This window comes from Methylorubrum aminovorans (assembly GCF_022179725.1).
Classification (GTDB): Bacteria; Pseudomonadota; Alphaproteobacteria; order Rhizobiales; family Beijerinckiaceae; genus Methylobacterium; species Methylobacterium aminovorans.
The window spans coordinates 1-22720 of sequence record NZ_BPRC01000046.1; the positions used below are offsets into that span (position 1 = coordinate 1).

25 protein-coding genes are annotated in these 22720 nt (G+C 70.3%); 9 read left to right on the forward strand and 16 right to left on the reverse strand.

Annotation, left to right across the window (positions count from 1 at the left end; translation table 11 throughout):
• Window positions 1-131 precede the first annotated feature (131 nt).
• On the forward strand, window positions 132-578 hold the full coding sequence (locus MFF24_RS26900; protein ID WP_238228978.1) for a cupin domain-containing protein: 447 nt from the start codon (window positions 132-134) through the stop codon (window positions 576-578).
• Between the two features lie 11 nt (window positions 579-589).
• Window positions 590-976: a hypothetical protein gene (locus MFF24_RS26905; protein WP_238228979.1), complete on the forward strand. Its 387-nt coding sequence runs from the start codon at window positions 590-592 to the stop codon at window positions 974-976.
• A gap of 96 nt (window positions 977-1072) precedes the next feature.
• On the opposite strand, the gene MFF24_RS26910 is transcribed toward MFF24_RS26905, so the two are convergent.
• The 14 genes from MFF24_RS26910 to MFF24_RS26975 form a co-directional block, all read right to left on the reverse strand.
• A complete protein-coding gene (locus tag MFF24_RS26910; RefSeq protein ID WP_108941843.1) occupies window positions 1073-1756 on the reverse strand; it encodes a response regulator transcription factor in 684 nt (227 codons plus the stop codon).
• A complete protein-coding gene (locus MFF24_RS26915; protein WP_166060669.1) occupies window positions 1753-2331 on the reverse strand; it encodes an MxaH protein in 579 nt (192 codons plus the stop codon). The genes MFF24_RS26910 and MFF24_RS26915 overlap by 4 nt, the downstream gene beginning before the upstream one ends.
• Window positions 2328-3269: a YncE family protein gene (locus MFF24_RS26920; protein ID WP_238228980.1), complete on the reverse strand. Its 942-nt coding sequence runs from the start codon at window positions 3267-3269 to the stop codon at window positions 2328-2330. The genes MFF24_RS26915 and MFF24_RS26920 overlap by 4 nt, the downstream gene beginning before the upstream one ends.
• Complete coding sequence (locus tag MFF24_RS26925) at window positions 3266-3796, reverse strand: SRPBCC family protein (RefSeq protein ID WP_238228981.1); 531 nt, start codon at window positions 3794-3796, stop codon at window positions 3266-3268. Before MFF24_RS26925 ends, MFF24_RS26920 begins: the two co-directional genes overlap by 4 nt.
• Entirely contained in the window at window positions 3796-4794 is a 999-nt protein-coding gene (locus tag MFF24_RS26930; protein ID WP_238228982.1) for a vWA domain-containing protein, read from the reverse strand. Before MFF24_RS26930 ends, MFF24_RS26925 begins: the two co-directional genes overlap by 1 nt.
• Window positions 4791-5423, reverse strand: coding sequence for an MxaK protein (locus MFF24_RS26935; RefSeq protein ID WP_238228992.1), 633 nt, complete (start codon window positions 5421-5423; stop codon window positions 4791-4793). The genes MFF24_RS26930 and MFF24_RS26935 overlap by 4 nt, the downstream gene beginning before the upstream one ends.
• The gene (locus MFF24_RS26940; RefSeq protein WP_238228993.1) at window positions 5423-6505 is read right to left on the reverse strand and encodes a vWA domain-containing protein; all 1083 of its coding nucleotides are present in this window, start codon (window positions 6503-6505) and stop codon (window positions 5423-5425) included. The genes MFF24_RS26935 and MFF24_RS26940 overlap by 1 nt, the downstream gene beginning before the upstream one ends.
• Window positions 6506-6510: 5 nt before the next feature.
• Window positions 6511-7434, reverse strand: coding sequence for a nonribosomal peptide synthetase MxaA (locus tag MFF24_RS26945; RefSeq protein ID WP_238228983.1), 924 nt, complete (start codon window positions 7432-7434; stop codon window positions 6511-6513).
• A 5-nt stretch (window positions 7435-7439) separates the two neighbouring features.
• Complete coding sequence (locus tag MFF24_RS26950) at window positions 7440-8309, reverse strand: DUF58 domain-containing protein (protein WP_238228984.1); 870 nt, start codon at window positions 8307-8309, stop codon at window positions 7440-7442.
• Window positions 8306-9337: an AAA family ATPase gene (locus tag MFF24_RS26955; protein ID WP_108941850.1), complete on the reverse strand. Its 1032-nt coding sequence runs from the start codon at window positions 9335-9337 to the stop codon at window positions 8306-8308. The genes MFF24_RS26950 and MFF24_RS26955 overlap by 4 nt, the downstream gene beginning before the upstream one ends.
• A gap of 178 nt (window positions 9338-9515) precedes the next feature.
• The gene (locus MFF24_RS26960) at window positions 9516-9806 is read right to left on the reverse strand and encodes a methanol dehydrogenase [cytochrome c] subunit (protein WP_108941851.1); all 291 of its coding nucleotides are present in this window, start codon (window positions 9804-9806) and stop codon (window positions 9516-9518) included.
• A gap of 133 nt (window positions 9807-9939) precedes the next feature.
• Window positions 9940-10542 carry a cytochrome c(L), periplasmic gene (moxG, locus tag MFF24_RS26965; RefSeq protein WP_108943069.1) on the reverse strand — a complete coding sequence of 201 codons (603 nt, stop codon included), beginning with the start codon at window positions 10540-10542 and terminating at the stop codon, window positions 9940-9942.
• Between the two features lie 44 nt (window positions 10543-10586).
• Complete coding sequence (gene moxJ / locus MFF24_RS26970; RefSeq protein ID WP_133089124.1) at window positions 10587-11465, reverse strand: methanol oxidation system protein MoxJ; 879 nt, start codon at window positions 11463-11465, stop codon at window positions 10587-10589.
• A gap of 263 nt (window positions 11466-11728) precedes the next feature.
• A complete protein-coding gene (locus MFF24_RS26975; RefSeq protein ID WP_108941853.1) occupies window positions 11729-13609 on the reverse strand; it encodes a methanol/ethanol family PQQ-dependent dehydrogenase in 1881 nt (626 codons plus the stop codon).
• 370 nt (window positions 13610-13979) lie between these two features.
• Between MFF24_RS26975 and MFF24_RS26980 the strand changes: the two genes are divergently transcribed.
• Window positions 13980-14861, forward strand: coding sequence for a S1 family peptidase (locus MFF24_RS26980; RefSeq protein ID WP_238228985.1), 882 nt, complete (start codon window positions 13980-13982; stop codon window positions 14859-14861).
• 146 nt (window positions 14862-15007) lie between these two features.
• The gene (locus MFF24_RS26985) at window positions 15008-15205 is read left to right on the forward strand and encodes a hypothetical protein (RefSeq protein WP_108941855.1); all 198 of its coding nucleotides are present in this window, start codon (window positions 15008-15010) and stop codon (window positions 15203-15205) included.
• Window positions 15206-15223: 18 nt separating this feature from the next.
• On the opposite strand, the gene MFF24_RS26990 is transcribed toward MFF24_RS26985, so the two are convergent.
• Entirely contained in the window at window positions 15224-15958 is a 735-nt protein-coding gene (locus tag MFF24_RS26990; RefSeq protein ID WP_238228986.1) for a DUF4336 domain-containing protein, read from the reverse strand.
• Between the two features lie 362 nt (window positions 15959-16320).
• Between MFF24_RS26990 and MFF24_RS26995 the strand changes: the two genes are divergently transcribed.
• The 4 genes from MFF24_RS26995 (at window position 16321) to glmS (ending at window position 21549) form a co-directional block, all read left to right on the forward strand.
• On the forward strand, window positions 16321-17220 hold the full coding sequence (locus MFF24_RS26995; RefSeq protein WP_238228987.1) for an MBL fold metallo-hydrolase: 900 nt from the start codon (window positions 16321-16323) through the stop codon (window positions 17218-17220).
• A gap of 11 nt (window positions 17221-17231) precedes the next feature.
• The gene (locus tag MFF24_RS27000) at window positions 17232-17765 is read left to right on the forward strand and encodes a DUF2243 domain-containing protein (RefSeq protein ID WP_108941858.1); all 534 of its coding nucleotides are present in this window, start codon (window positions 17232-17234) and stop codon (window positions 17763-17765) included.
• Between the two features lie 403 nt (window positions 17766-18168).
• Window positions 18169-19554 (forward strand): bifunctional UDP-N-acetylglucosamine diphosphorylase/glucosamine-1-phosphate N-acetyltransferase GlmU, encoded by a 1386-nt coding sequence (gene glmU, locus MFF24_RS27005; RefSeq protein ID WP_238228988.1) that lies wholly within the window; start codon window positions 18169-18171, stop codon window positions 19552-19554.
• Window positions 19555-19725: 171 nt separating this feature from the next.
• On the forward strand, window positions 19726-21549 hold the full coding sequence (gene glmS, locus MFF24_RS27010; protein WP_238228989.1) for a glutamine--fructose-6-phosphate transaminase (isomerizing): 1824 nt from the start codon (window positions 19726-19728) through the stop codon (window positions 21547-21549).
• Window positions 21550-21612: 63 nt separating this feature from the next.
• Here the strand turns inward: glmS and MFF24_RS27015 are convergent, their stop codons facing one another.
• Window positions 21613-22047 (reverse strand): GlcG/HbpS family heme-binding protein, encoded by a 435-nt coding sequence (locus MFF24_RS27015; protein ID WP_238228990.1) that lies wholly within the window; start codon window positions 22045-22047, stop codon window positions 21613-21615.
• Between the two features lie 220 nt (window positions 22048-22267).
• Between MFF24_RS27015 and MFF24_RS27020 the strand changes: the two genes are divergently transcribed.
• Window positions 22268-22720 (forward strand): DUF502 domain-containing protein (locus tag MFF24_RS27020; RefSeq protein WP_238228991.1); only part of this gene is annotated, 453 nt, incomplete at its 3' end.

Consider the following 22720-nt stretch of genomic DNA (forward strand, 5'->3'; position numbering starts at 1 on the left):
GCCGGCCTTCACCGCTTGGCCGGCTGCGCTCACCCGGTCGGCTCCGCCGGCCAAGCGACCCGTGGAGCAAAGGCCGACCCTGCACTAACTTAGAACTTGGACCACCGCCTGGGGGCCGATCACTCGTGGTCGTGGCCGAGAAGGACGCGATCCTGGTGGCCGACCGCAGCCGCTGCGGCGACGTGCGCAAGATGGTCGAGATCCTGCGCAGCAAGGGCCGGCCCCAGGCCGAGTGGCACGCCTCCTCGCACCGTCCCTGGGGCAGCTACCGGGTGCTGGAGGCCTCCGACGGCTTCCAGGTCAAGCGGATCACCGTCGCGCCGGGCGGCCGGCTCTCACTGCAGAAGCACCGCCACCGGGCCGAGCACTGGGTCGTGGTGCGCGGCTGCGCCCGGGTCACCGTGGACGACACGGTCGCCGATTACCGCGAGAGCGAGCACATCTTCATCCCGCTCGGTGCGATCCACCGCCTCGAAAATCCCGGCAACGACGATGTCGAGCTGATCGAGGTGCAGCTCGGCAGCTACCTCGGCGAGGACGACATCGTCCGCCTCGAGGACGCCTACCACCGCGCCTGACGCCGCCCGTCATGACCGGCGACAGGACGACCCCCGAGGAGCGCACGACGGAGACCGGCCCGGACGCCGCGGCGTCCGAGCCGGCGGAGCGCGGCGTCCTGACCCGTCACTGGGACAGCCTGGACGGGGAGGCCGCCGCGCTGCTCGGCGCGGTCGAACGCGACCTCGACCGGGTGCCGGAAGGGGGGCTCCTGCGTCCGGCGCCCCTCTGCGGGGAGGGCGCGCGGCCCCGGCTCGGCGGTCCGAGCCTCGCCGCCTCCGCCCCCGAGCGGCCGAAGCGCTGGATCACCGCCGTGCTGGTCGCGGCGGCGCTGACGCTGCCCTTCGCCACGCCCGCGGGTGGCCCCGCCCCGAAGGCCTCGACCGGCGAGCCCGTGCCGGAGCGGCCCGCCGAGTGACGGCTGAAGCCGGGGGGCCTTCGAGGCCGCTTGCACGACACCCCAGGATGGGTCCGGTCCGCCGCTTCAAAAGCCTGCGGACGCCTTCGAACTGGGTCACAGCAGTGCGTGGCGCCGGTTGACCGCGATCTGGACCAGCCCCGCGCGGGACTCGACGCCGAGCTTCTTGCGCATGCTGGAACTGGCGTTGATCACCGTGCGGTAGCTCACGGCCATGGCGCTGGCGATGGCGTCGTAGGATTTGCCCTGGCTCAGCAGCGACAGGATCTGCAACTCGCGCGCGCTCAAGGTGGCGAGCGGGGCGGGGCGGGCGCTGCGGTTCAGCATCGCCACGTCGGTCGCGAGCGCGTGCGGCAGGTAGCCCCGCCCGGCATGGACGGCGTCGAGCGCCTCCAGGAAGGCGTCCGACCCGGCATCCTTGAGCACGAAGCCGAGCGCGCCGCTCTCCAGGGCGCGGGAGACGAGCACCGGGTCGGCATGCATGCTGAAGACGAGGATGCGTGCGGCGGGGTCCAGCGCCCGGATGCGGCGGATCAGCGACAGCCCGGACAGCCCATCGTCGCGGAAGCTCAGGTCGGCCACCACGAGGGCCGGCCGGTGCCGGTGGAACAGACGGTAGCCCGAGACGATGTCGGCGGCCTCGTAGACTCTGGCGACGCCTGCGGCTTCCGCCAGCCGGCGCACGCCCTGCATCACGATCGGGTGGTCGTCGATGACGAGGAGCGTCTCCGGCCGGGCCGGCACGGTCCGAGGCAGGGCGGCGGCGCGTCCGCTGCTCACGGCTGCCCTCCCGGCTGACGCGGCAACTCCGGGGCGGCGATTTCCGGCCGCTCGCGGGCTTCGAGGCGGGCCAGGGCCGTGGCGTGGTCGGCGCCCTGGGCGCGGGTGTTGTAGTAGTGCTGGCACATCTCGCCGTAGAGACTCTTGTGGCGACCGCGCAGAGCCGCGATCGCGCCGAGGCCGTCGATCAGGCCGCGATAGGATTCGGTCTTGCCGATCTCGGACAGCATCTGTCCGAGCTGCACCGTGCGGTTGGCGATCATGCGCTTGTCTTCCACGAAGGCGCTGCGCGCCCGGTCGAGGGATTCGCGCAAGTCCCTGACCGCGGCGGCGTCCGCGGGCAAGGGGTGTCCCGCCTCGCGCCCCGCGAGCCAACGCGCCGGATCCGTGCCGTCGGTGGGCGAGAGCCAGTCGGGCAGGTGATCCTCCGCGGTCGAGGCGACGATCGCCCCGTCGTCGCCGCGGTCTGGCGCCGCGCTCGCCGTCTCGGTGGACGTCTCTGCGCCGCGGTCGCAGGCGGAGAGGAGGAGCAGGGCGGCGAGCCCGGCGATCAGACGGGCCGCGGGCGACCTCATCGCGGGGTTTCCTGTGCGGGAGCAGCGACGGCGAGACTGCGCGGGCCCTCGGCGACCGGTAATTGCGCGACCTCCTTCAGCGTGGCGAGGTCGAGGACGGAGACGCTGTCGGAGAACCAGTTCGCGACATAGGCCCGGCCGCCCTCGATCACGATGCCCTCGGGATAGCGGCCGACGCCCACCGTCGCGGCGATCGTGAGGGGGCCCGCATCGAGCACGGTGACCGTGCCGGCCTGCTGGTTGGTCACGAACACCCGCGCCCCGTCCGGGCTCACGGCGAGCCCGTAGGGCATGGCGCCGGCCGGGACGGTGGCGAGCGCCGCGAGCTTTCCCGTGTCGATCACGGTGAGGTCGTTGCTGCGCACGTTGCCGACATAGAGGCGGCGCCCGTCCGGGCTCAACGCGAGGGCGAAGGGCGCGGTGCCCACAGAGATCGTCGCGATCCGCGTCATCCGGGCGGCGTCGAACACGCTGACCTGGTGGCTCTCCCGGTCGGCGACGTAGAGCCGGCCGGCGCGGTCGAGGGCGATGTGGGCGGGGTCGCGGCCGGTCTCGGCGGAGGCTTCGACGGTGCCGTCCGCGGCCGAGAGCCGATCGATGCGATGGCCCGACCAGTCGGCGACGAACAGGGTCCGGCCGTCCGCCGATGCCGCGAGGCCGAAGCCCTGGCCCTTGTAGGGGAGGCGGCGCAGCACCGCCCCCGTGGCGCCGTCGGCGACCGTGATCGCCTGCCCGTCGGGATGGCTGAGAAAGACGAGCCCGCCGCCCGCCGCCACCGTCGCGGGGGCGCCCGCGACGGTGGCGTGGCCCGCGACCGCGCCCGCCTCGACGCGCGTGACCTTAGCCCCTTGCTGGCTCGCGACGTAGACCGTCGCGGCCCGCACCGGCAGGCCGGCGAGCAGGAGGATGGGCAGCGCGGCGAGGGCGGGATGGATCATTTGGCCTTGCCACCCTCCACGGCCGCCTTCAGGCCCTTCAGGCCTTCCGAAAAGTACGTGTTCATCGCCGCCTTGCCGGCCTCGTCGCTGAGGTTCTCGGGGGGCTCGTTGCCGGTATCGCCGCGGTAGAAGCGGCCCATCCACTCGACCTTGGAGCCCTCGCCCTCCGGGCTCACGGTGAGGGTCGCGGAGTAGGACGAGACCGGCAGCACCTTCAGGTCCGGCTCGCCCATCCGGTAGGAATAGGTGCGCGCGTCCGCCTTGTACTCGTCGAGGCTCTCCTCGATCTTGCCGCCGCTCTTGAAGGTGAGGGTGCGGGTGCCGCTCTCCTTGGAGCCGCTGCCCTCCGCCTTCGCGATCGCCGGGTGCCACTTCCCGATGCCGGCGAAGTCGCCCGCCACCTTCCACACCGCGTCCGGGCTCGCCTTGATCGTGATCGACTTGGAGACTTTCTGCGGGGTCGGGCCGTGGGCGAGGGCGGCGGTCGCGGCGAGTGCGAGTGGAAGAACGAGAAGGGACAGACGCATTATGACATCCTGCTGGGGGTGAAGGGTGTGAGGCGGGCGCGCCGCGCACCGGCGAGGAAGCTGGCGAGCACGAGCGCGAGCGCCGCCGCGCCGAGGAAGGGGCGCGGGTCGAGCCGGCCGGGCAGGGGGCGCGGGGTCGCCGCCGCCAGCAGCGGCGCGCGCAGGCTGTCCGGCCCGTCGAGATGGGCGTAGGCGAGGCCGGTCTGGGCGGCGAGCGCCTTCAGGTGCGGCTCGCGCACGGAGGAGAGATGCTCCTCGCCCCGCGCCGCGGCGCCACCGAAGGGGGCGTTGCGCGGGTTGTAGCCCTCGCGCGATTCCGCGTCGGCCGGGGGTGGGCCGAAGCGGTTCTCCTGCTGCACGTCGGTCTCGGCGTAGAAGCCGGTCTCGCGGCCGCGATCGTTGAATTTCGGGATCGGCGCGAGTGCGTGGCCGCCCGCCCCGACGATCAGGCCGCGCACCGCGCCCGGCCTGCCCTCGAAGGGCGGAATGCCGTTGGCCGGCAGCGGCGGCGTCTCCTGGCCGTCGGTGATGAACAGGAGGTCGGTGTCGAGTTCACCCGCCATGGCGACGGCGCGGTGCAGGCCCGAAGCGACGCGGCTGTCGCCCTCCCAGGCCATGCGCCAGTCGAGTGCGGCGATCGCCCCGTCCAGCGGCGCGAAATCGGCGCAGACCTCGATCGGCGCGAACAGCAGGAACGGCCGCCGCTCGGTGAACAGGGCCAGCGCGAGGCGCGAGCCGCAGGGCAGTTCCGGCAGCAGATCGCGCAGGGCCGCCTTGGCGATGTCGAGCCGGCTCGCCGGGCGCCCGTCGCGCGTATAGTCGCGCACGTTCATGCTGCCGGTGATGTCGACCACCGCCAGCACCGACACGCCCGAGCGGGTGAGCGGCAGCGGGGGCACGACGATCGCGAGCCCAGCGAGCAGAAGGGCTGCGGCGAGCGCCTGGAAGCGGCGGTCGCGCAGGTTTTTTCCGAACGGAAGCTCGGCCCACACGCTCATGGCCCACCCCGGGGCTGACCGGGGATGTCGGTCCAGATCTGCTTGGGCTCGGCCTTCAGCTCGTCGCCGAACTTGCGGTCGAATTCGGGAAAATCGCGGATCAGGCGCGAGGCGACATCGAAGTTGAACTTCGCGTCCCAGAAGTCGGGCCGGGCCTGGAGCGCCCGGCGGTAGTCCTGGCGTGCGAGCGTGACCTGCGGGCCGGCCTTGTCGAGTTCGCTGCGCTCGATCAGCCGGAAGGCTTCGCGGATGCGGGCATTGGCGACGATGTAGCGGGCGCGGGCCGCCGCATCCCCGGATCTGCGGTTGTCCAGGGTTTCCAGGAGCGGCTCGGCCTCATTCAGGCGATCGCGAAACGCCAGGAACTTGACCCGCGCGACGAGGAGCGCGTCGGGGGCGTGCGCCGAGACGGCGATGTCGTGCCCCGCTTCCAGTTCGGCGATGGCCGCATTGGTGCGCGTGTCCCGCCACGCCGCGAGCGCGAGGGCGGCGGCGGCGGCGGCGAGCAGGATCGGCAGCAGCACGAGCAGGGTCGGGCGGAGGCTGCGCCAGACTTGGCGCGCGCCCGCGCCGAGCCGGGCGCGCAGGGAAGGGGATTGAGAGTGCGCGGGAGAGAGAGCGGAGGGCATCATGCGGCGGCCCTTTTCGGCACGGCGGCCGCCCCACCGGTGACGGGAGCCGGATGAGCGGAGCGCCGTGACGACGCGTGCGCCGACGTGCGGACGAAATCCGTCTCCGCCAGCTTGGCCAGCACGAGGAGCAGCAGACCAAGGGCGGCGACCCCGTAGGCCCAACCGGTGAGGTCGCGGCGCGGGCGCTCCTCGGTATAGGGGATCGGGTCGCGCTCCAGCGCCTCGATCTGGCGCACGGCATTCGCCACCGCGTCGGCGCCCTCGGCCTCGAAGGCGCGGTAGGGCACGCCGAGGCTCTTGAAGAACAAGTCGAGATGGCGCTCGGGCGCGGCCTGCGGCGTGTCCTCGCCCGCGGGCTTGTCGTGGATCGAGGGCGAGCCCTTGGTGCGCAGGAACAGCCAGTAGAGGTTCGGTTGCACCCGGGCGAACTCGGCCCGCAACTGCGCCTGGATGCGCGGATCGATCACCGCCGCCCCGTCCGAGACCAGAAGAAGCGCCCGCGACACCCCCGGCGCGCCGGCCCCGAATTGAGACAGCGCCATGCCGAGGCCGCGGGCGACGTTGGTGTAGTCGAGACCCGGCCGGTCGATGGCGGCGACCGCCGCGCGCACGGCGTCGTGCCGGTCGGTCATCGGCACGACGAGCATCGGCGCCGTGGAGAAGGCGGTCACCGCGAACTGGTCGTGGGCGCGCTCGCCGACGAAGTCGCGCAGGATGCGCCGGGAGGCCATGGCCTTCGATTCCTCCGCCCCCGAGGGCTGCCGGCCGGCAAAGGTCTCGTTCATGCTGCCCGAGCGATCGATCAGCATCGAAACTTGCGCGCCGATGCCGGTGCGGGTGACCCGCTCGCCCGCGCGGTAGGGGCCGGCCAGCGCCAGGACGAGACCGCCGACCGCCAGCATGCCGGCGGCGGTCAGGGCGATCCGCAGGCCGGAGGAGAGAGGATCCTCGGGCGCCGCCGCGACCGAGGACACCGCGCTGCGCCGGGTGACGGACAGGAGCAGCGGCAGGAGCGCCAGCGGCAGGAGCCAGAGCAGCCAGGGCGTGGCCACGCCGAGGGAGGGGAAGAGCGCCGCCACCCGCGTCACGCGCTCCGCTCGACCGCGCCGAGGCGGCGCAGCAGGGCCTCGGCCTCGGGCAGGGGCAGTGTCGTCCCGGCCCCGGCGGTGTCCCGGCCGAAGAAGGCCAGCCGCGAGGCGGAGAAGAACCTTTGGAGGCCGCCCGCCTGTGCCCGGAAGGCGGGATGGCGGCCGAGGAAATCCGGCAGGTCGTCGGCGAGCACCCGGCGTCCGTCGGTCGCGTCGAGGCCGCGATGCAGGGCGAGCAGCGCCTCGCGGTACAGGGCTTCACCCTGTGACTGCCGCTTCGCCCGGCGGAGTGCCCTCAGTGCCTGCGCGAAGGGCCGACCCCGGCGATGTCCGAAAATCCACCACGCCCGGTCGTAGGCCAGCAGCCCCAGCGCCAGGACGGCGAGCGCGAGGAAGCCGGCGGCCGAGGCCAGCGCCGGCTGCGGATCGAGGCGCGGGGCGCGTCCGTCGGGCCGGAGGTACTCGGCCGGGTCGTCGCGCCGCTCGGGCTGCACCTCGCGAAGGGGCGAGACGCCGATCTTCCAGGTCGGCACCTGCGCCACCGCCGTGGTCGATCCGTTCGTGCCGGCACTCTCGACCGTGACGGGAAAGCCCGGCACTTCGAGGGTGCGGGCATCGAGCGCCACGTAGAAGTCCTGATAGGTCAGGCGCAGGCGGATCACATGCGCGCCGTCAGCCCCCCGGCTCTCTTCGGTGCGCACGTCGCGCAGGTCGAGCCAGTAGGTGACCGGGCCGGGCTTCGGCAGGGAAGGGCGCTGCAGGGTGAAGCCGGGATCGGTGCGGATCTCGGCCTGGACCTGCACGAGGTCGCCCTGGAAATAGCCGAAGGCGCGGGGCGTGCGCAGCTCGACGCCGCGCACCTGGGCGGCGGCCGGCAGCGACACCAGCGCGAGGAGGAGGGCGAGGCCAAGCGCGCGCATCGCTCTCACGTCGTCATCAGGTGGCGGCTCAAGGCTTCCGCGTCGAAGCGGTCGGCGAGCCGGAAGGGCGGGCGGGCGAAGGGCGCGCAGATCCGGCGCAAGCGTTCGACGCGCTCGGCCTCGCGGGCGATCCAGCGGCGGCGTAAGGCGGGGCGCAGGAAGACGAGGCGGCGCCCGGCGCCTTCCAGGTCGTCGAGCTCGACGAGGCCCCAGGCCGGCAGATCTTCGGCCTCGGCGGAATCAGCGAGCAGCACCGGCCTCACGTCGTGCAGCGCCAGCGCCGAGAACACGCCTTCGATCAGCGCCTCGGGCCAGCGGAAATCGGAGACGAGGAAGATCAGCTTCGGGCGCCCGGCGAGGCGGCGCGCGGCCTCCAGCAGGCCCCCGGCGCCGCGTCCGTCGCAGCTCGCCTCGCGCAGACGCGCCGCGGCGGCCTGGGCGGCGGCGCGGTGGCGGGTGGCGGGCAGGGTGAGGTCGTCGCGCAGGGTGTCGTCGCAGGCGATCACGCCGAAGCCGTCGCCGATCCGCGTCGCCGAGCGGGCGAGCGTGGCGCAGAAGGCGTGCGCCAGTTCGCGCCGGTCGGCCCGGCCGCGGAAGCGCATGGAGGCGGAGAGATCGACGAGCGCGTAGGTCTCGACCGGGCTGCGCGCCTCGAAGCGGCGCACGAACACGCCCTCGAACGGGTCGCGGAGCGACGCGCGCAGGTCGATGCGGCGGGCATCCGGCAGGCGTGAAAAGCTGACCTGATCGCGGAACGTGCCGAGGCCGCCGGCATCGCGCCCGCGATGGGCGCCGACTCGGTGTCCGCCGGGCCGCCAGCGCGGCAGGTAGATGATGTCGGCCGTGTCGCTGACCCCGTCCTCCGGGCCGCTCACGGGGCGGGCACCGTCTCGAACACCGCGCGGATGAGGTCGGGCACGATCTGCGCGCGCCGCATCTCGTAGACGGGTTCAAGGAAGACGCGGTGGGCCATGACCTCGGGGAAGACGGCGCGGATATCCTCCGGCACCAGCCAGTCCCGGCCCTCCAGCCAAGCGCGGACGCGGGCGGCGCGCACGAGAAAGGCGACGCCGCGGGGCGAGGCGCCGCCCTGGATCAGGCGGTCCATGTCGATGCCCGGCAGCCGGATGCCGGCGGGGCCGGGGCGCACCAGCGCCTCCCACAGGCCGACGACGTAGGTCTCGATCGCCGGCTCGGCCGAGATCGCGTGCTGGATCGCGCTGGCGATGGTGCCGATGCGATCATGGTCGAGCACGCCGGCCGCGACCTCTCCGGTCAGCCGGTCGGTGTCGTGGAAGCGGGGATCGAAGACGAGGTCGCGGCGGGCCTTGGCGTCGCGGGGCGCCTCCATGCCGATTTCCATCAGGAAGCGGTCGCGGGCGGCGGCGGGCAGCTCGAAGGTCTCCTCGCGCTCGACCCGGTTGCGGTCGGCGAAGACCTGGAGGTTGGGGAAGCGGTACTCGCGGTTGAAGGCGGTGACGCTGCGCTCGGCCATAATGCGCAGGAGCAGGGCGTGGACCTGCGGCCGCGCGCGGTTGATCTCGTTGAAGAAGAACACCGACAGGTCTTCGGCCTGCCGCAGCACCGGGCCGGGCTCGACCCGCGGGCGACCGTCCTCGCCGAGATAGGTGTGGTAGATCAGGTCGGTGGGCATCATGTCGACGGTGCCCTCGACGCGCTCGTAGGCGCCTCCGAGGGCGCGGGCGACCGCGCGCAGCAGCGTGGTCTTGCCGACGCCGACATCGCCTTCGAGCATGACGTGGCCGCGGGCGAAGATCGCGATGGTCAGGAGGCGGATCGCCCGCTCCTGACCGACCACGGCCTTGCCGACCTCGCGCTCGAAGCGCGCGGCCGCATCCCGCCAGTCGGTGAGCATGGCGTCGCCGGGGCGCAGGGTGTTCATCAGGCGGTTCGGCCTTCGTGTCCCGTCTCGGGTGCTCCGGGCACCGTGCATCGCACCCTCTCCTTCCCCTCTTGGAGAGAAGGCAGACGATGGGGTGATTCAGGATGAGGCGAGGCGATGCGTGCTGCACCGCCTCCGCCCCGAATGCCCTCCCCGCACAGGGGAGGGGACGACAGGCTCAGTTCGCCGAGATCTTGCTGACGTCGTATTCGAACTTGCCGGTCTTCTTGAAGTTCTCGACGCGCTTCTTGTTGCGCTCTTCCATCTGCTTGATGGAATCGGCCTGCTTGTTCAGCTCCTTCGGATCGTGCTTGGGGTCGTACTTGGAGCCGGCGATCTTCTCGGGGAAGCCGGGCTTCGGCTCCCAGCAATTGCCCGGCGCCTTGCACTTGGTGCCGTCATAGGCGAGCGCCGGCGCGGCAAGGCCGGACAGGGCGACGGCGGCGGCGATGATGAGCGTGGACTTCATGGTTTCCTCCACTTCTTGAGACGTGCTCTTGGGTGAGCCTGATCTTCTTGGGACGTGCTTTCGTGGGATGCGGCGAGCGGCGTTCTCGCCCCCCTCGATCGCGCCGGTCGATCCGGCCCGAATCCCGAACGGATCACTCCTCCAGCGGCTTGCACTGGCCCTTGGCGTCCTTCGGGATGACTTCGCCCTGCTTGTAGGGCGTGTAGGCCTTCTTCTGCTCGTCGTTGAGCCAGACCGCATCCTGCTTCGGCCCCGTATAGAGGTGACGAATCCAGGCGATGGTCTGCAGCATCTCGTCGGGCGTCAGATTCTCGTTGTGCGGGCCCATCATGCCGTTGGCGCCGCCGAAGATCGTCGCGAACAGGCCGACATCGGTCGTGTTCGACGGATAGGTCCAGTAATTGTCGTTGAGGCCGGGTCCCAGCTTGCCCTCGGCAAGATGCCCGTGGCAGCCCGAGCACGACGTCGCGTAGAGGCTCTCGCCGTTGCGCAGGCACGACTTGTCGTCGATGTAGAGGTTCTCGCCGGTCTCGAAGAACTTCTTCACGGCAGGCGTGTCGCGGCCGCCCTCCTTGCCCTGCGTCACGTCCAGCGCCTCACCGGTCACGGTGTTGCGGAACACCACGCCCGATTGCGGGCCCGATTGCGGCTGGGCCAGGGCGGGAACGCTGCCCAGAACGCCGCCGACGAGCGCAAAGCCGAGCAGGGCGGTACCGATCTTTGTCCGGTTCATCATTGTCTTGGTCTTGGTCCTCATCACGGAAGCGATCGCGCGGCGGCTCAATTCGAGACGGGCAGCACGGGCACGCCCTCCTCCTTGAGGATCGCCTCGATCTTGGGCTTGGCCTTCTCCAGGGCGGCGTCGATCTCCGCCTTCAGGGCGGTGTCGTCCTTGCGCAGGCCCATCGACTGGTCGAAGCTCTGCGGCATCTTCTGGCCGTCGCTGCGGGTGGTGTCGTCGGGCACCGGGGTCATGCGCAGCTTGGTCGAGGAATCGCGCACGTAGCGGGCGACGTCGGGCCCGAAGGCCACGCCGACCTCGGCCTTGCCGGTGGCGACCTCGCTCACCATCCGGGCCGGGTCGATCTGCGTGTATTGGTTCCGAGGCGCGCGGAAGTTCACCAGCGAGTAGAGGTAGGCCATGTCCTCCTCGTAGCGGCCGATGTCCTTGAGCATCGCCTCGGCCGGCGTGCCGAAGCCGACCACCATGTGGCTGACTTCCTTCAGCCGCGGGTCGGACCAGGACTTGATGTCGAGATCCTTGTCGGCGCGGGTCAGGAAGACGTAGCCCGAGCGGTAGTACGGCTTGCTGGTGAGCACCCGGGGATCGTCGGAATCGAGCCCGACCACCACGTCGCAGGTCTTCTTCTCCAGCCCGTCGCGCACGAGATAGATCGCCGGCTTACCCAGCCAGACGAACTGGGCCTTGCGGCCCATCGCTTCGGCGACGGCGGTGGCGATGCGGTTCTCGAGGCCCGAGCCGTCCTTCATCGAGAGCGGCGGCTGCTCGGCGGCGCAGATGCGCAAGGTCCCGGCATCGGGTTTGGCAGCCTCGGCGGCTTTCTTGTCCTGCGCCAGGGCAGGGGCGCACAGACCGGTCAAGGCCGCGAGGGCGACGGCCGAGGCGACGGCTCGGCGACGTCCGTTCACGAGCGACATCTTCGTTTCCTCTGGATTATTCTTATGACGTCTTGGCGCGGGGCTCAGGCGCGTCGTCGGATGTCCCGCCGGGACGATCCGGGCCTGCCCACCACGCATCTCCCGTGCAGACCGTCGCCGGTGCCGGGGCATCGGCACGTTCGAGGAAACGTCCTGCGGAGAGTGGAGCGCGGTGGTGCGGACCGTTTTGAGGGCCCGCACCACCCCAGCCCTGCCCCTCCCCCGCGGGGGGGAGGGGAGGCTCGTCTGCCGATGGCTTGGCCTTACTTGGCGGCCGACTTCCACTCGCCGACGTTCGGATCGTCGTAGGGACCCTTGCCGTCGAGCGAGAAGACGATCACGCCGCCGCCCATCTGGGTGTAGTTGGCGAGCTTCTTGAAGGCGCCCACCGCACCGAGACCGGCGGTCGGGTCGGCGAGGTCGAACACGAGGCCCACGCCCGGCCAGCCGCCGACGCCGTAGTAGATGGCGACGTACTGCGTGCCCTTGTGGCTGTAGGTCATCGGGTAGCCGATGGCGCCGGACGGGATCTTGAACTTCCAGAGAAGGTCGCCGTTGTCGGAGTCGCGCGCCTTCAGGTAGCCGTCGAGGGTCCCGTAGAAGACGAGGTCGCCCGCGGTGGCCATGGTGCCGCCCCACACGGCGAAGCGCTCCATCTTCTCCCACTTATAGTCGCCGGTGATCGCGTTGTACGCCTTGATCTGGCCGAGACCTTCGTAGTTCTGACGGTCGCCCTTCGGGCCCGGATACATGTTCAGCGTCGCACCGACGAAGAACTGACCCGCACGATAGGGAAGCATGAAGGGCTCCCAATCCATGCAGATGTGGTTGATGCCCATGAAGAACAGTTCACGCTTCGGATCGTACGAGTCGTGACCCTGGTTGTGGTAGCCCATCGCCGAGGGGCAGATGTCCTTGGCGAGGTGGTCCATCCGGGTGCCGTATTCCGGATCGCGCACCGGCTGGCCGGTCTTCAGGTCGACGGACTTGAACACGTTGACCGTGTCGTCGAGCTTGTTGGCCGAGACCAGCGAGCCGTCGGTGCGGTCGAGCGTGTAGACGATGCCGTTGCGGTCCGGGTGGGTCAGCAGCTTGCGGGTCTTGCCGTCCTTGTCCTTCTGCTCGGAGAGCATCATGACGTTGACGCCAGCGTAGTCCCACTCGTCGTGCGGGGTCTTCTGGTAGCCGAACTTGGCCTCACCCGTATCGGCGTCGCGGCCGAAGATCGTCATCGTCCACTTGTTGTCGCCCGGACGCATGGTCTCGTTCCACGGCGCCGGGTTGCCAGTGCCGAAGTAGATCAGGTTGGTGCCCGGATCGTAGGCGTACCAGCCCCAGTTGGTGCCGCCGCCGATCTTCCAGGCATCGCCCTCCCAGGTGCCGGTGCCGAGGTTCTTCTGGCCGTAATGGGGGTTCTTGATGTTGAAGTCGGAGGCCAGCAGCAGGTCCTTGTCCGGACCCGTGGCATAGGCGCGCCACACCTGCTCGCCGGTCTTGACGTCATAGGCGGTGAGGTAGCCGCGCACGCCGAGCTCGGCGCCCGAGGAGCCGATGATCACCTTGTCCTTGACGACGTAGGGGGCGATGGTCAGCGTCGAGCCGACCTTGATGTCGGAGTTCTCGACCTTCCACACCGTCTCGCCGGTCTCGGCGTTGAGCGCGGCGACGTTGCCGTCGAGCTGCGTCTTGAGGATCAGCGCCGGGGTCTTGCCGTCGCCGGGCCAGTAGGCGAGGCCGCGGTTGACGAGGTCGCAGCAGGCCACCGCGCGGGCGGCCGGGTTCTGCTTCGGCTTGTCCTGCCACAGGATCGTGCCCGGATCGTCGAGGCCCAGGGCGAAGGTGTTGTTCGGGAACGAGGTGTGGATGTACATCTTGCCGTCGACGACGAGCGGCGCGCCCTCGTGGCCGTTGAGCAGACCGGTCGAGAACGTCCAGGCCGGCCGAAGCTGCTTCACGTTGCTCTTGTTGATCTGCTTCAGCTCGCTGTAGTTGTCCGAGTCGTAGTTCTTACCGGGCATCACCCAGTTTTCGTCTTTCTTCGACAACTCGACCAGTTTGTCGTTGGCGTATGCGGCGCTCGACAGCGCGGCCGGCGCGAGCGCCAGCATCGCCAAGGCCGAGACCGATGTCACAAACCTGCTCATCCTGCGTCTCCTCACTGAACCGCCTCGCCTTTCGGCCTCGCGGCATCTCTCAGACGTTTTTCTGAGGTTCCGGGCTCGCTCCGAAGTCCTTCGAAGTGCCGCGTCGTGGAACTAAGAGGATTCTTAGATCGCTGCGGTCTTATAAAAGACTTATTAGCGTCCCTTCGCCTATAATTTCTAGGCTTTGATTGAACGATATGTCTTTAGCTGGTCGGACATTTCTTGTCGGGACGATAAGGCAATTCTAAAATTGCCAAGGAGCAGCACTTCATTCTTGCTGTGTTGGCTTGACCGCCGCCGAGGCCCGGCGCACCACTATCGGCAACGGGCTCTCGCGAAGCGGCCCGGTGCAGCGGGAGGCTGGTCGGCGATGGCGCAGGGGCGGCGCGCACGGCGCGTTCTGGCGATGGGGGGCGTGCTCGCGCTGGTGGCAATCGCAGGCAGCCGCGCCCCGGCGGGAGACGATCCGACGCACCGGGCCTCCGCGGTGGCTCCACACGATCTCGCGAGGGGCCGGAGCGCCGCGCTCTACCCCTATGACGGGCGCCGCGACATGACGGGCGGCGACCGGGCCCGCTATCCGGGAGCCGGGGTTCTATGGTGCCGCCGCTCGGACGGGGTGCCGCAGAAGGCCGCGGCCGCGTGGCTGATCGGCACGGCCTCGCTCGTGATGCTGAACGCTCACAATTTCCGAAACCGCCAGCTCGACACGACGCGGTCGGTCGGCGATTGCTATTTTCAGATCGGCGGCCGCAACTACGACTTCGTCGCCGATAGCCTGCGGCTCGGCGTGGCCGCGAACGCCACACGCCTCCACATCACCGACGATTGGGCGTTGCTGCGGCTTGCTCAGCCCGCCGACGCCCCGCGCCAGCCGGTGCCGGAGGCGGCTCCCGACCTGTCCACGGGTGACCTCGCGCTTCCCGTGACCCTGGTCGCTCCCGGCGGTCACCAGAACTACCGGGGCGACAGCAGCCTGGAGTCCTGCACGGTCCGCCGGATCGATCCGCCGACGGAGGGCGGCATCCGCCGTGCCCGCCACGATTGCAACGACGGCTATGGCGGTTCGGGTTCGGGGCTGTTCGACGAGGCCGGGCGGCTCGTCGCCATGCAGAGCGCCTCGCTCTCGATGAACTCCCGGCACGCCTTCGACATCGAGTTCCATTACGGCTCCGCCCTGCTCATCGAGGGCGAATTGCTCGACGCCCTGCGCCGGGCGCAGCGGGAGGACGGGTCGCGGCCGGCACCGTGAAGCGGGACGCGGAGCCGTCTGACCCGGCAGAATCCCTGTGGACAGGACCGATCCTCGGCCGGGGGTGGGTCAGGATGCCCCCGGAACACCGGCCATGCACCCCGGTTGCCCGGACTCCAACCGAGACACCGGGAGACGACAGTTCCATGTCGAAGCATCTGAAGACGGACACGCCGAGCGATGCCGACCTGAAGGGCAATCCGGGCATCGGCCAGTCGAAGGGCATGACCGGGACGGATCCGGAGGCGATCCAGGGTGACTCCACCGTCGAGGGCGATGTCGAGAACGAGACTACACCCGAAGGCGGGATCGATCCCGATCATCGCGGGCGGAGCAACGCCTGAGCGATCGTCGAGGAGGGCTCAGTCGAGCAGCCAACGGAGGGAGCGGCGCAACTCGTTCGTGCCGTTCCGGTCGAACCAAGTGCCGTGGCTGAACACCACGCGCTCCGGCGACAGGGCGACGAGCTTCGCGGCGGCACGGGCCGCCGCGCGCTTGTGCAGGCAGATCACCAGCCGAAGATAGATCGGCGCGCGCCCGTCGGGCGCGGTCGCCCCGGCGATCCGCAGAAGCGGGCGCAGCAGGAGCGGCAGCTTGCCCGGTTCCAGGTTCAGCACGAGGTCGGTCAGGATCAGCGTCGCCGAGGCGGCGTGGAAGAACGCCACCTCCCGGAACCCGAGCCCGCCGGGCACCACGGTCTGCGTCAGGTCGGCGGACCATTCGGGCGGCGCCGCCTCGCCGAGATCCCGGTCCAGCCGCAGGCCGGCCTGACGGACCTGCCGGCGCTGGCGCAGGTTCGGGGCGGCCCAGGTCAGGGCCTGCGGGCAATGGCGCTGCCATTCCTTCAGATAGGTCCAATGCGCGACGTTGGGCGCGACGAGGTGGCGGATCGGCCCGAGCGCCTCGATCTCGCGGTGCAGGCCCGCCTCGTAACGGGTCGGCGAGTGCAGCCAGAGGCCGCCATCGGAGAGCCGCACCACGGTCATGCGCACCGGCAGCGGCAGCCCGGCGGCGTGGATCGGGCCGCTATCCACGATCCAGAGGCCGAAGGCCACGGGCTTGAGCACATCGAGGGGAGGGTAGGTCGGATCGCTCACGGCATCGGGCCCGGAATCGAGGATCGGAATCGAGGGTGGCCCATCATGGAGCCGCCGCTCGGCAACCGCGTGACAGGGACACGGGAAGCGGCACGGGGGCAGCATGTGCGTGGCAATTCAGGGCGATTCAGCCTGAATTTGCAAATGCTGGGTTTCCTGGGCGAATGCCCGGTTTCTTGGTCAGTCTATAGCCTTTCAACCTCAGCGTTCTCGCGAAGTTTCTGACAAACGCTCGGCGGCGATCGTTTCTGTCCTGTCGCGATCCGGGAACAAAGCTTTCGCGCCGGCCTTCCCGTGAGGACCGATCCTGCACGGCCGGCGCGCCGGCCGAACTCTCGTCCCACCTCGCACAGGAGAAGGCTGTGGCGCAGCAGATCCCGATCAGCCGCCAAGCCCGCGCCGACGACCCGCGGGCCGATGCCGAGCGCGACGACGGCACCCAAGAAATCGCGCCCGATCTTGCCTATCGCCGCCTTGTCCTGGCCAACGTCGTGTTCGTCGGCGCCTCCGGCGCGGGGGATCGCAACTGGGTCCTCGTCGATGCCGGCATTCCGGGCTCGAAGGCGGCGATCCGCAACGCCGCCGCCGCCCGCTTCGGCGAGGGCGCCCGGCCGGCGGCCATCGTCCTGACCCACGGCCATTTCGACCATGTCGGCGTGCTGGAGGATCTGGCGGAGGAGTGGGACGTCCCCGTCTACGCCCACGGCCTCGAACACCCCTATCTCGACGGCAGCGCCGCCTACCCGACGCCGGATCCGAGCGTCGGCGGCGGATTGATGGCGCGCATCGCGCCGCTCTATCCCACCAAGCCCGTGGACGTGTCCACGCGCCTGCAACGCCTGCCCGCCGACGGCAGCGTGCCGCCGATGCCGGGCTGGCGCTGGCTGCACACGCCGGGCCATGCGCCGGGCCACGTCTCGTTCTGGCGCGAGGCCGATCGCAGCCTGATCGCGGGCGACGCCTTCGTCACCACCGCGCAGGAATCGGCCTATGCCGTCGTCACACAGGAGCCGGAGATCCACGGGCCGCCGATGTATCTGACGCTCGATTGGCCGGCGGCGGGCGGCTCCGTGCGCAGCCTCGCCGCGCTCCGGCCCGAGCGGGCGATCACCGGCCACGGACGTCCCCTCCAGGGACCGGAGCTGCGCCGCGGCCTCGACGCGCTGGCCCAAGATTTCGAGCGTGTCGCGGTGCCGGACCAGGGCCGCTACGTCGAGACGCCGGCGCGGGCCGAGGACGGTTCCGCCTACCGCTCGCCGTGAGACGGGCGGCGATGGCGACGCGCGATCAACCGGGCGCTCCCGTGCCGACCGAGGGTGCCGACTTCCCGGTCGCGGCGGGCGTGCTGTTCGGGCTCGGTCTCGGCGGATTCTTCGACGGGATCGTGCTGCATCAGGTGCTGCAATGGCACCACATGCTCAGTTCCTGGTACCCGATCACCTCGATCGAGAACCTCGAACGCAACACGTTGTGGGACGGCATCTTCCACAGCGCGACCTACGTCTTCGTCGTGATCGGGCTGTTCGTCCTGTGGCGCCGGGCGCGGGGGCGGCACCTGCGCTGGTCGAACCGGGCGCTGATCGGCAGCCTGCTCGTCGGCTGGGGGTTGTTCAACCTCGTCGAAGGGCTGATCGACCACCACTGGCTCGGCGTGCACCACGTCAACGAGCGGGTGGACCGGTCGTACTGGCTCGCCTGGGATCTCGGCTTCCTCGCCTGGGGCCTCGCCATGCTGCTCGGCGGCCTCTGGCTGCTGCGGCGCGGGCGCGGACCTGCCGAAGCGGCGCCTGCGGCGGTCCGGCGATGAGGCGGACGGGGGAGGGCGGGCTGCGGCGGGATGCCGGCCATTCGCGGCCGGGAAGCGATCGCCTGCGGCGGGTTTGGCCCTGGCTCGCCCTGGCCGTGGGTCTCGGCCTCGCAACGATGCCGGCTTGGCGTGCTCTGGCGTTCGGCGTCCGGCTGAGCGTGGACGATCTTCTGCGGATTCGCTGCCTGCCGTGGTGAGGACCCTCAGGTCATCACCCTCGCGTCGCGGGCCATTCCATCCGCGCCGCTCGCCCGCTCGTGCCGGCGCCGTGATGCCTGCCCTTCGCGCTCGCCATCCGATCGGTTAAACGGGCCGTCGATTCAGTGTCTCTCGCTTCGCTCCCGCCATCGTCGGCGAGGGTGGGCGTCCGGAAGCACTCCCAGACGACAGGAAGCGGATCTCGATGACGGCAGGCGCGAACAAGGGGGCGGAGAGCGGCTTCACCGCGATCGTGCTGGCGGCCGGCAAGGGCACGCGTATGCGTTCCGACCGGCCCAAGGTGCTCCACGCGCTGGCCAACCGCTCGATGCTCGGCCACGTGCTCGCCGCCGTGCAGGAGGCGGGGGCCTCCCGCCTCGCGGTGGTGGTCGAGCCGGGCCGCGAGGACGTCGCTCGCGAGATCGAGCGGCTGGCACCCGGCGCCGGCGTTCATCCCCAGGCCGAGCGGCTCGGCACCGCGCACGCGGTCCTCGCCGCCCGTGCGGCCCTGGAGGGGGGGCAGGACGTGATCGTGGCCTTCGGCGACACGCCGCTGATCACGGCCGAGACCTATGCCCGCCTACGCGCCCCCCTGCGCGAGGGCGCGGCGGTGGCGGTGTTGGCTTTTGAGGCCGCCGACCCCACCGGATATGGGCGCGTTCTGACGGAAGGCGGCCGCGTCCTGGCGATCCGCGAGGAGAAGGATGCGTCGGAAGACGAGCGCCGCGTGTGCCTGTCGAATGCCGGGCTGATGGCGCTTTCGGGCGCGCACGCCCTCAGCCTCTTGGAGCGGATCGGCAACGACAACGCCAACCGCGAGTACTACCTCACAGACGCGGTGGCGCTCGCCGTCGCCGATGGGCTCTCCGTGGCCGTGGTGCCCGTGGCCGAGGCGGAGGCGCAGGGCGTCAACGACCGGGTGCAGCTCAGCCAGGCCGAGGCCACGATCCAGGCGCGCCTGCGCCGGGGGGCCCAGCTTGGGGGGGCGACGCTGATGGCGCCCGAGACGGTTTTCCTGAGCGTCGACACGATCCTCGGGCGCGACGTCGTCGTCGAGCCGCACTGCGTGTTCGGCCCGGGCGTCGTCGTCGGCGACGGCTGCACCATCCGCGCCTTCTCGCACCTGCACGACGCCCGGCTGATGGAGGGCGCCGATATCGGCCCGCATGTGCGCTTGCGTGGCGGCGCGGTGCTGGGGGCGGGCGTCCATCTCGGCAACTTCGTCGAGATCAAGAACGCGACCCTGCATGCGGGCGCCAAGGCCTCGCACCTGACCTATCTCGGCGATGCCGAGATCGGGGCGGGCGCCAATATCGGCGCGGGCACCATCACCTGCAATTACGACGGCGTGTCGAAGCACCGGACGCAGATCGGCGAAGGCGCCTTCATCGGCTCGAACTCGGCGCTGGTGGCGCCGGTGAGCGTCGGCGCGGGCGCGCTGGTCGGGGCTGGCTCGGTCATCACCCGCGACGTGCCGGCGGACGCGCTCGCCGTGGCGCGGGGGCGGCAGGTCACCCGCGAGGGAGCGGCCAAGACCCTGCGTCAATCGCTGAAGGCCGCCAAGGCTGCCCGCGAGGCGAAGAAGGGCTGAGGGAAAAGCCCGAAGGCGGCAGTGCTGGCCTTCTCGCGCCGCGATCCGTACAAGCCCCTTCATCCGCGCCGCGCTTTAGGTCGGGCTCCTGCATCGCGGGAGCCGGGTCCGGGCAACATCCCGTACGGGATGGAACGGCGCATTTCTGATCGAGCGTCTTCAGGATCGGCCATGTGCGGAATCGTCGGCATCGTCGGGCGTGAGTCAGTCGCGGACGCACTGGTCGAGGCGTTGCGACGGCTCGAATATCGCGGCTACGATTCCGCCGGCATCGCCACCCTGGACCATGGCCGGCTCGACCGGCGGCGCGCCGAGGGCAAGCTCTCGAACCTGCAGCGCAAGCTCGCCGAGGCGCCGCTGCCGGGCGACATCGGCATCGGTCATACCCGCTGGGCGACGCACGGACGCCCGAACGAGACCAATGCCCACCCGCACGCCACCGAGCGGCTGGCCGTGGTCCATAACGGGATCATCGAGAATTTTCGCGAGCTGAAGGCCGAACTCGTGGCGGCGGGTGCGCGCTTCGAGAGCGAGACCGACACCGAGGTCGTGGCCCAGCTCGTCAGTCACCTGATGGGACAGGGGCTCGGGCCGGTGGCCGCCGTCGAGGCGGCGCTGCCGCGCCTGCACGGTGCCTTCGCCCTGGCCTTCCTGTTCGCGGGCGAAGAAGACTTCCTGATCGGCGCCCGCCACGGCGCGCCGCTCGCCATCGGCTACGGGCAGGGCGAGACCTATCTTGGCTCGGACGCGCTCGCGCTCGCACCGTTCACCGATGAGATCACCTATCTCGAAGAGGGCGACTGGGCGATCCTGACCCGCGACGGCGCCGAGATCCGGGACATCACCGGAGCCGCGGTGCGCCGCCCCCGCCAGCGCATCGCGACGCAGGCCTACCGCGTCGACAAGGGCAACCACCGCCACTTCATGGCGAAGGAGATTCACGAGCAGCCGGAAGTCGTCGGCCGCACGCTCGCCCACTACATCGACATGGCCCGCGGCCAGGTCGTGCTGCAGGAGGCGCTGCCCTTCGACTTCGCCCGGCTCTCGCGCCTTTCGATCACGGCCTGCGGCACCGCCTACTACGCCGGCCTCGTCGCCAAGTACTGGTTCGAGACCCTGGCGCGCCTGCCGGTCGAGATCGATGTCGCCTCCGAGACCCGCTACCGCGAGCCGCCGCTGGAGCGGGACGGGCTGACGCTGGTGATCTCGCAATCGGGTGAGACTGCCGACACGCTCGCCTCGCTGCGCTACGCCAAGAGCCAGGGCCAGCACACCCTGGCGGTGGTCAACGTGCCGACCTCGACCATCGCGCGGGAATCCTCAGCGGTGATGCCGACCTTCGCCGGCCCCGAGATCGGGGTGGCCTCCACGAAGGCCTTCTCCTGCCAGCTCACGGTGCTGCTCTGCCTCGCCCTGGCCGCCGGGCGCGCCCGCGGCGTGCTGGATGCGGAGCACGAGCGTGCCATCGTCGATGCGCTCATCACCGCCCCGGGCCTGATGGCCGAGGCGATCAAGATGGAAGCCGAGGTCGAGGGGCTCTCCCGCGAGATCGCAAAAGCCCGCGACGTGCTCTATCTGGGGCGCGGCACGAGCTATCCGATGGCGCTCGAAGGCGCCTTGAAGCTGAAGGAAATCAGCTACATCCACGCCGAAGGCTACGCGGCGGGCGAACTCAAGCACGGGCCGATCGCCCTGATCGACGAGAGCGTGCCGGTGATCGTGATCGCGCCCCACGACGCAATCTTCGAGAAGACCGTCTCGAACATGCAGGAGGTCGCCGCCCGCGGTGGTCGGATCATTCTGGTTGGCGACGCCAGGGGGGCGGCGGCCGGGCTCGACACGCTGGCGACGCTGACCATGCCGGACGTGGATCCGGTGATCGCGCCGATCGTCTATGCGGTGCCAATCCAGCTCATCGCCTATCACACCGCCGTCTTCATGGGGAAAGACGTCGATCAGCCGCGCAATCTGGCCAAATCCGTCACGGTGGAGTGAGCGCCGAAGACGGTCGTTCGGCGCATCGACCCGGCCTCCGGATCGACGCGCCTCTTGAAGAAATCAGGTGCGCCAGGGGTGGTCGGGCAGCTCGGTATCGCCGATCGCGCTGGCGCCGGCGAGCGCCACCGCGTCGTCGTTCTCCACCGACGAGCCGCTGACGCCGATGGCGCCCGACATCTCGCCGTCCGAATCGACGATCGGGATGCCGCCGGGGAAGGTGATCAGGCCCTGGTTCGAGTGCTCGATGCCGTAGAGCGAGCCGCCCGGCTGCGACAGCGAGCCGATCTGCCCCGTCTTCATACCGAAGAACACGGCGGTCTTGGCCTTCTTCTGGGCGATGTCGATCGAGCCGACCCAGGCGCCGTCCATGCGGTGGAAGGCCTTCAGGTTGCCGCCGGAATCGACCACGGCGATGCACATCTGGGTGCCGAGTTCGACCGCCTTGGCGCGCGCGGCCTCAATCGCCTTCTCCGCCTGCTCGATGGTGACGTGCATCGCGTCCTCTCCCTTAAACTCGTGAACCTTGGCCACAGCGGGCCACTTCGAGGTAAGTGGTCGCGGCCCTCGATCAAGTTGCCTCGCGCACCACTCAATCGGCCCGCCGGCGCCTGCCGCTCTTGAGCCGTCGGTGCGCAGCCGCTACGTCTCTGCCCGGAGAGCCGGAGGTCGGGATGACGCCGTCCGCCCGCTCGTTCCGCCTCCCCGAGGTGCAAGCGTGGCGCCGACCCTCTCGCCGATTCCGGATGCTCCGGAACCCGCCTCGTCCAAGACGCGCGTCAGCGCCCGCGGCCGGCTGCGGACCTACTTCCTCACCGGCGTGATCGTCGCGGGTCCGCTCGCGATCACGATCTACATCACGTGGTGGTTTATCGCCCTGATCGACGGCTGGGTGAAGCCGCTGGTGCCGGCGAGCTACCTGCCGGATCACTACCTGCCGTTCTCGATTCCGGGCCTCGGCCTGCTCATCGCCTTCGTGGCGGTGACCCTGCTCGGTTTCCTCACCGCCAACCTCGTCGGACGCTCGGTGGTGGAGTTCGGCGAGGTGCTGCTGGCGCGTACGCCCGTCATCAACTCAGTTCGCGCTTGCCTGTCGATGTTCGGCGAAGGCGTCGCGCAGGCGCGCGTTTGCGATGACGATGAGGCGTCGCATGAGGGCTGTGAGGGCGAC

Bases quoted from the DNA above. Each gene is read 5' to 3' on its own strand.
- MFF24_RS26905 (WP_238228979.1), top strand. From the start codon at position 590: ATGACCGGCGACAGGACGACCCCCGAGGAGCGCACGACGGAGACCGGC.
- MFF24_RS26915 (WP_166060669.1), bottom strand. From the start codon at position 2,331: ATGAGGTCGCCCGCGGCCCGTCTGATCGCCGGGCTCGCCGCCCTGCTC.
- MFF24_RS26920 (WP_238228980.1), bottom strand. From the start codon at position 3,269: ATGATCCATCCCGCCCTCGCCGCGCTGCCCATCCTCCTGCTCGCCGGC.
- MFF24_RS26925 (WP_238228981.1), bottom strand. From the start codon at position 3,796: ATGCGTCTGTCCCTTCTCGTTCTTCCACTCGCACTCGCCGCGACCGCC.
- MFF24_RS26930 (WP_238228982.1), bottom strand. From the start codon at position 4,794: ATGAGCGTGTGGGCCGAGCTTCCGTTCGGAAAAAACCTGCGCGACCGC.
- MFF24_RS26935 (WP_238228992.1), bottom strand. From the start codon at position 5,423: ATGCCCTCCGCTCTCTCTCCCGCGCACTCTCAATCCCCTTCCCTGCGC.
- MFF24_RS26945 (WP_238228983.1), bottom strand. From the start codon at position 7,434: ATGCGCGCGCTTGGCCTCGCCCTCCTCCTCGCGCTGGTGTCGCTGCCG.
- MFF24_RS26955 (WP_108941850.1), bottom strand. From the start codon at position 9,337: ATGAACACCCTGCGCCCCGGCGACGCCATGCTCACCGACTGGCGGGAT.
- MFF24_RS26960 (WP_108941851.1), bottom strand. From the start codon at position 9,806: ATGAAGTCCACGCTCATCATCGCCGCCGCCGTCGCCCTGTCCGGCCTT.
- moxG (WP_108943069.1), bottom strand. From the start codon at position 10,542: ATGATGAACCGGACAAAGATCGGTACCGCCCTGCTCGGCTTTGCGCTC.
- moxJ (WP_133089124.1), bottom strand. From the start codon at position 11,465: ATGTCGCTCGTGAACGGACGTCGCCGAGCCGTCGCCTCGGCCGTCGCC.
- MFF24_RS26975 (WP_108941853.1), bottom strand. From the start codon at position 13,609: ATGAGCAGGTTTGTGACATCGGTCTCGGCCTTGGCGATGCTGGCGCTC.
- MFF24_RS26980 (WP_238228985.1), top strand. From the start codon at position 13,980: ATGGCGCAGGGGCGGCGCGCACGGCGCGTTCTGGCGATGGGGGGCGTG.
- MFF24_RS26985 (WP_108941855.1), top strand. From the start codon at position 15,008: ATGTCGAAGCATCTGAAGACGGACACGCCGAGCGATGCCGACCTGAAG.
- MFF24_RS27000 (WP_108941858.1), top strand. From the start codon at position 17,232: ATGGCGACGCGCGATCAACCGGGCGCTCCCGTGCCGACCGAGGGTGCC.
- glmU (WP_238228988.1), top strand. From the start codon at position 18,169: ATGACGGCAGGCGCGAACAAGGGGGCGGAGAGCGGCTTCACCGCGATC.
- glmS (WP_238228989.1), top strand. From the start codon at position 19,726: ATGTGCGGAATCGTCGGCATCGTCGGGCGTGAGTCAGTCGCGGACGCA.
- MFF24_RS27015 (WP_238228990.1), bottom strand. From the start codon at position 22,047: ATGCACGTCACCATCGAGCAGGCGGAGAAGGCGATTGAGGCCGCGCGC.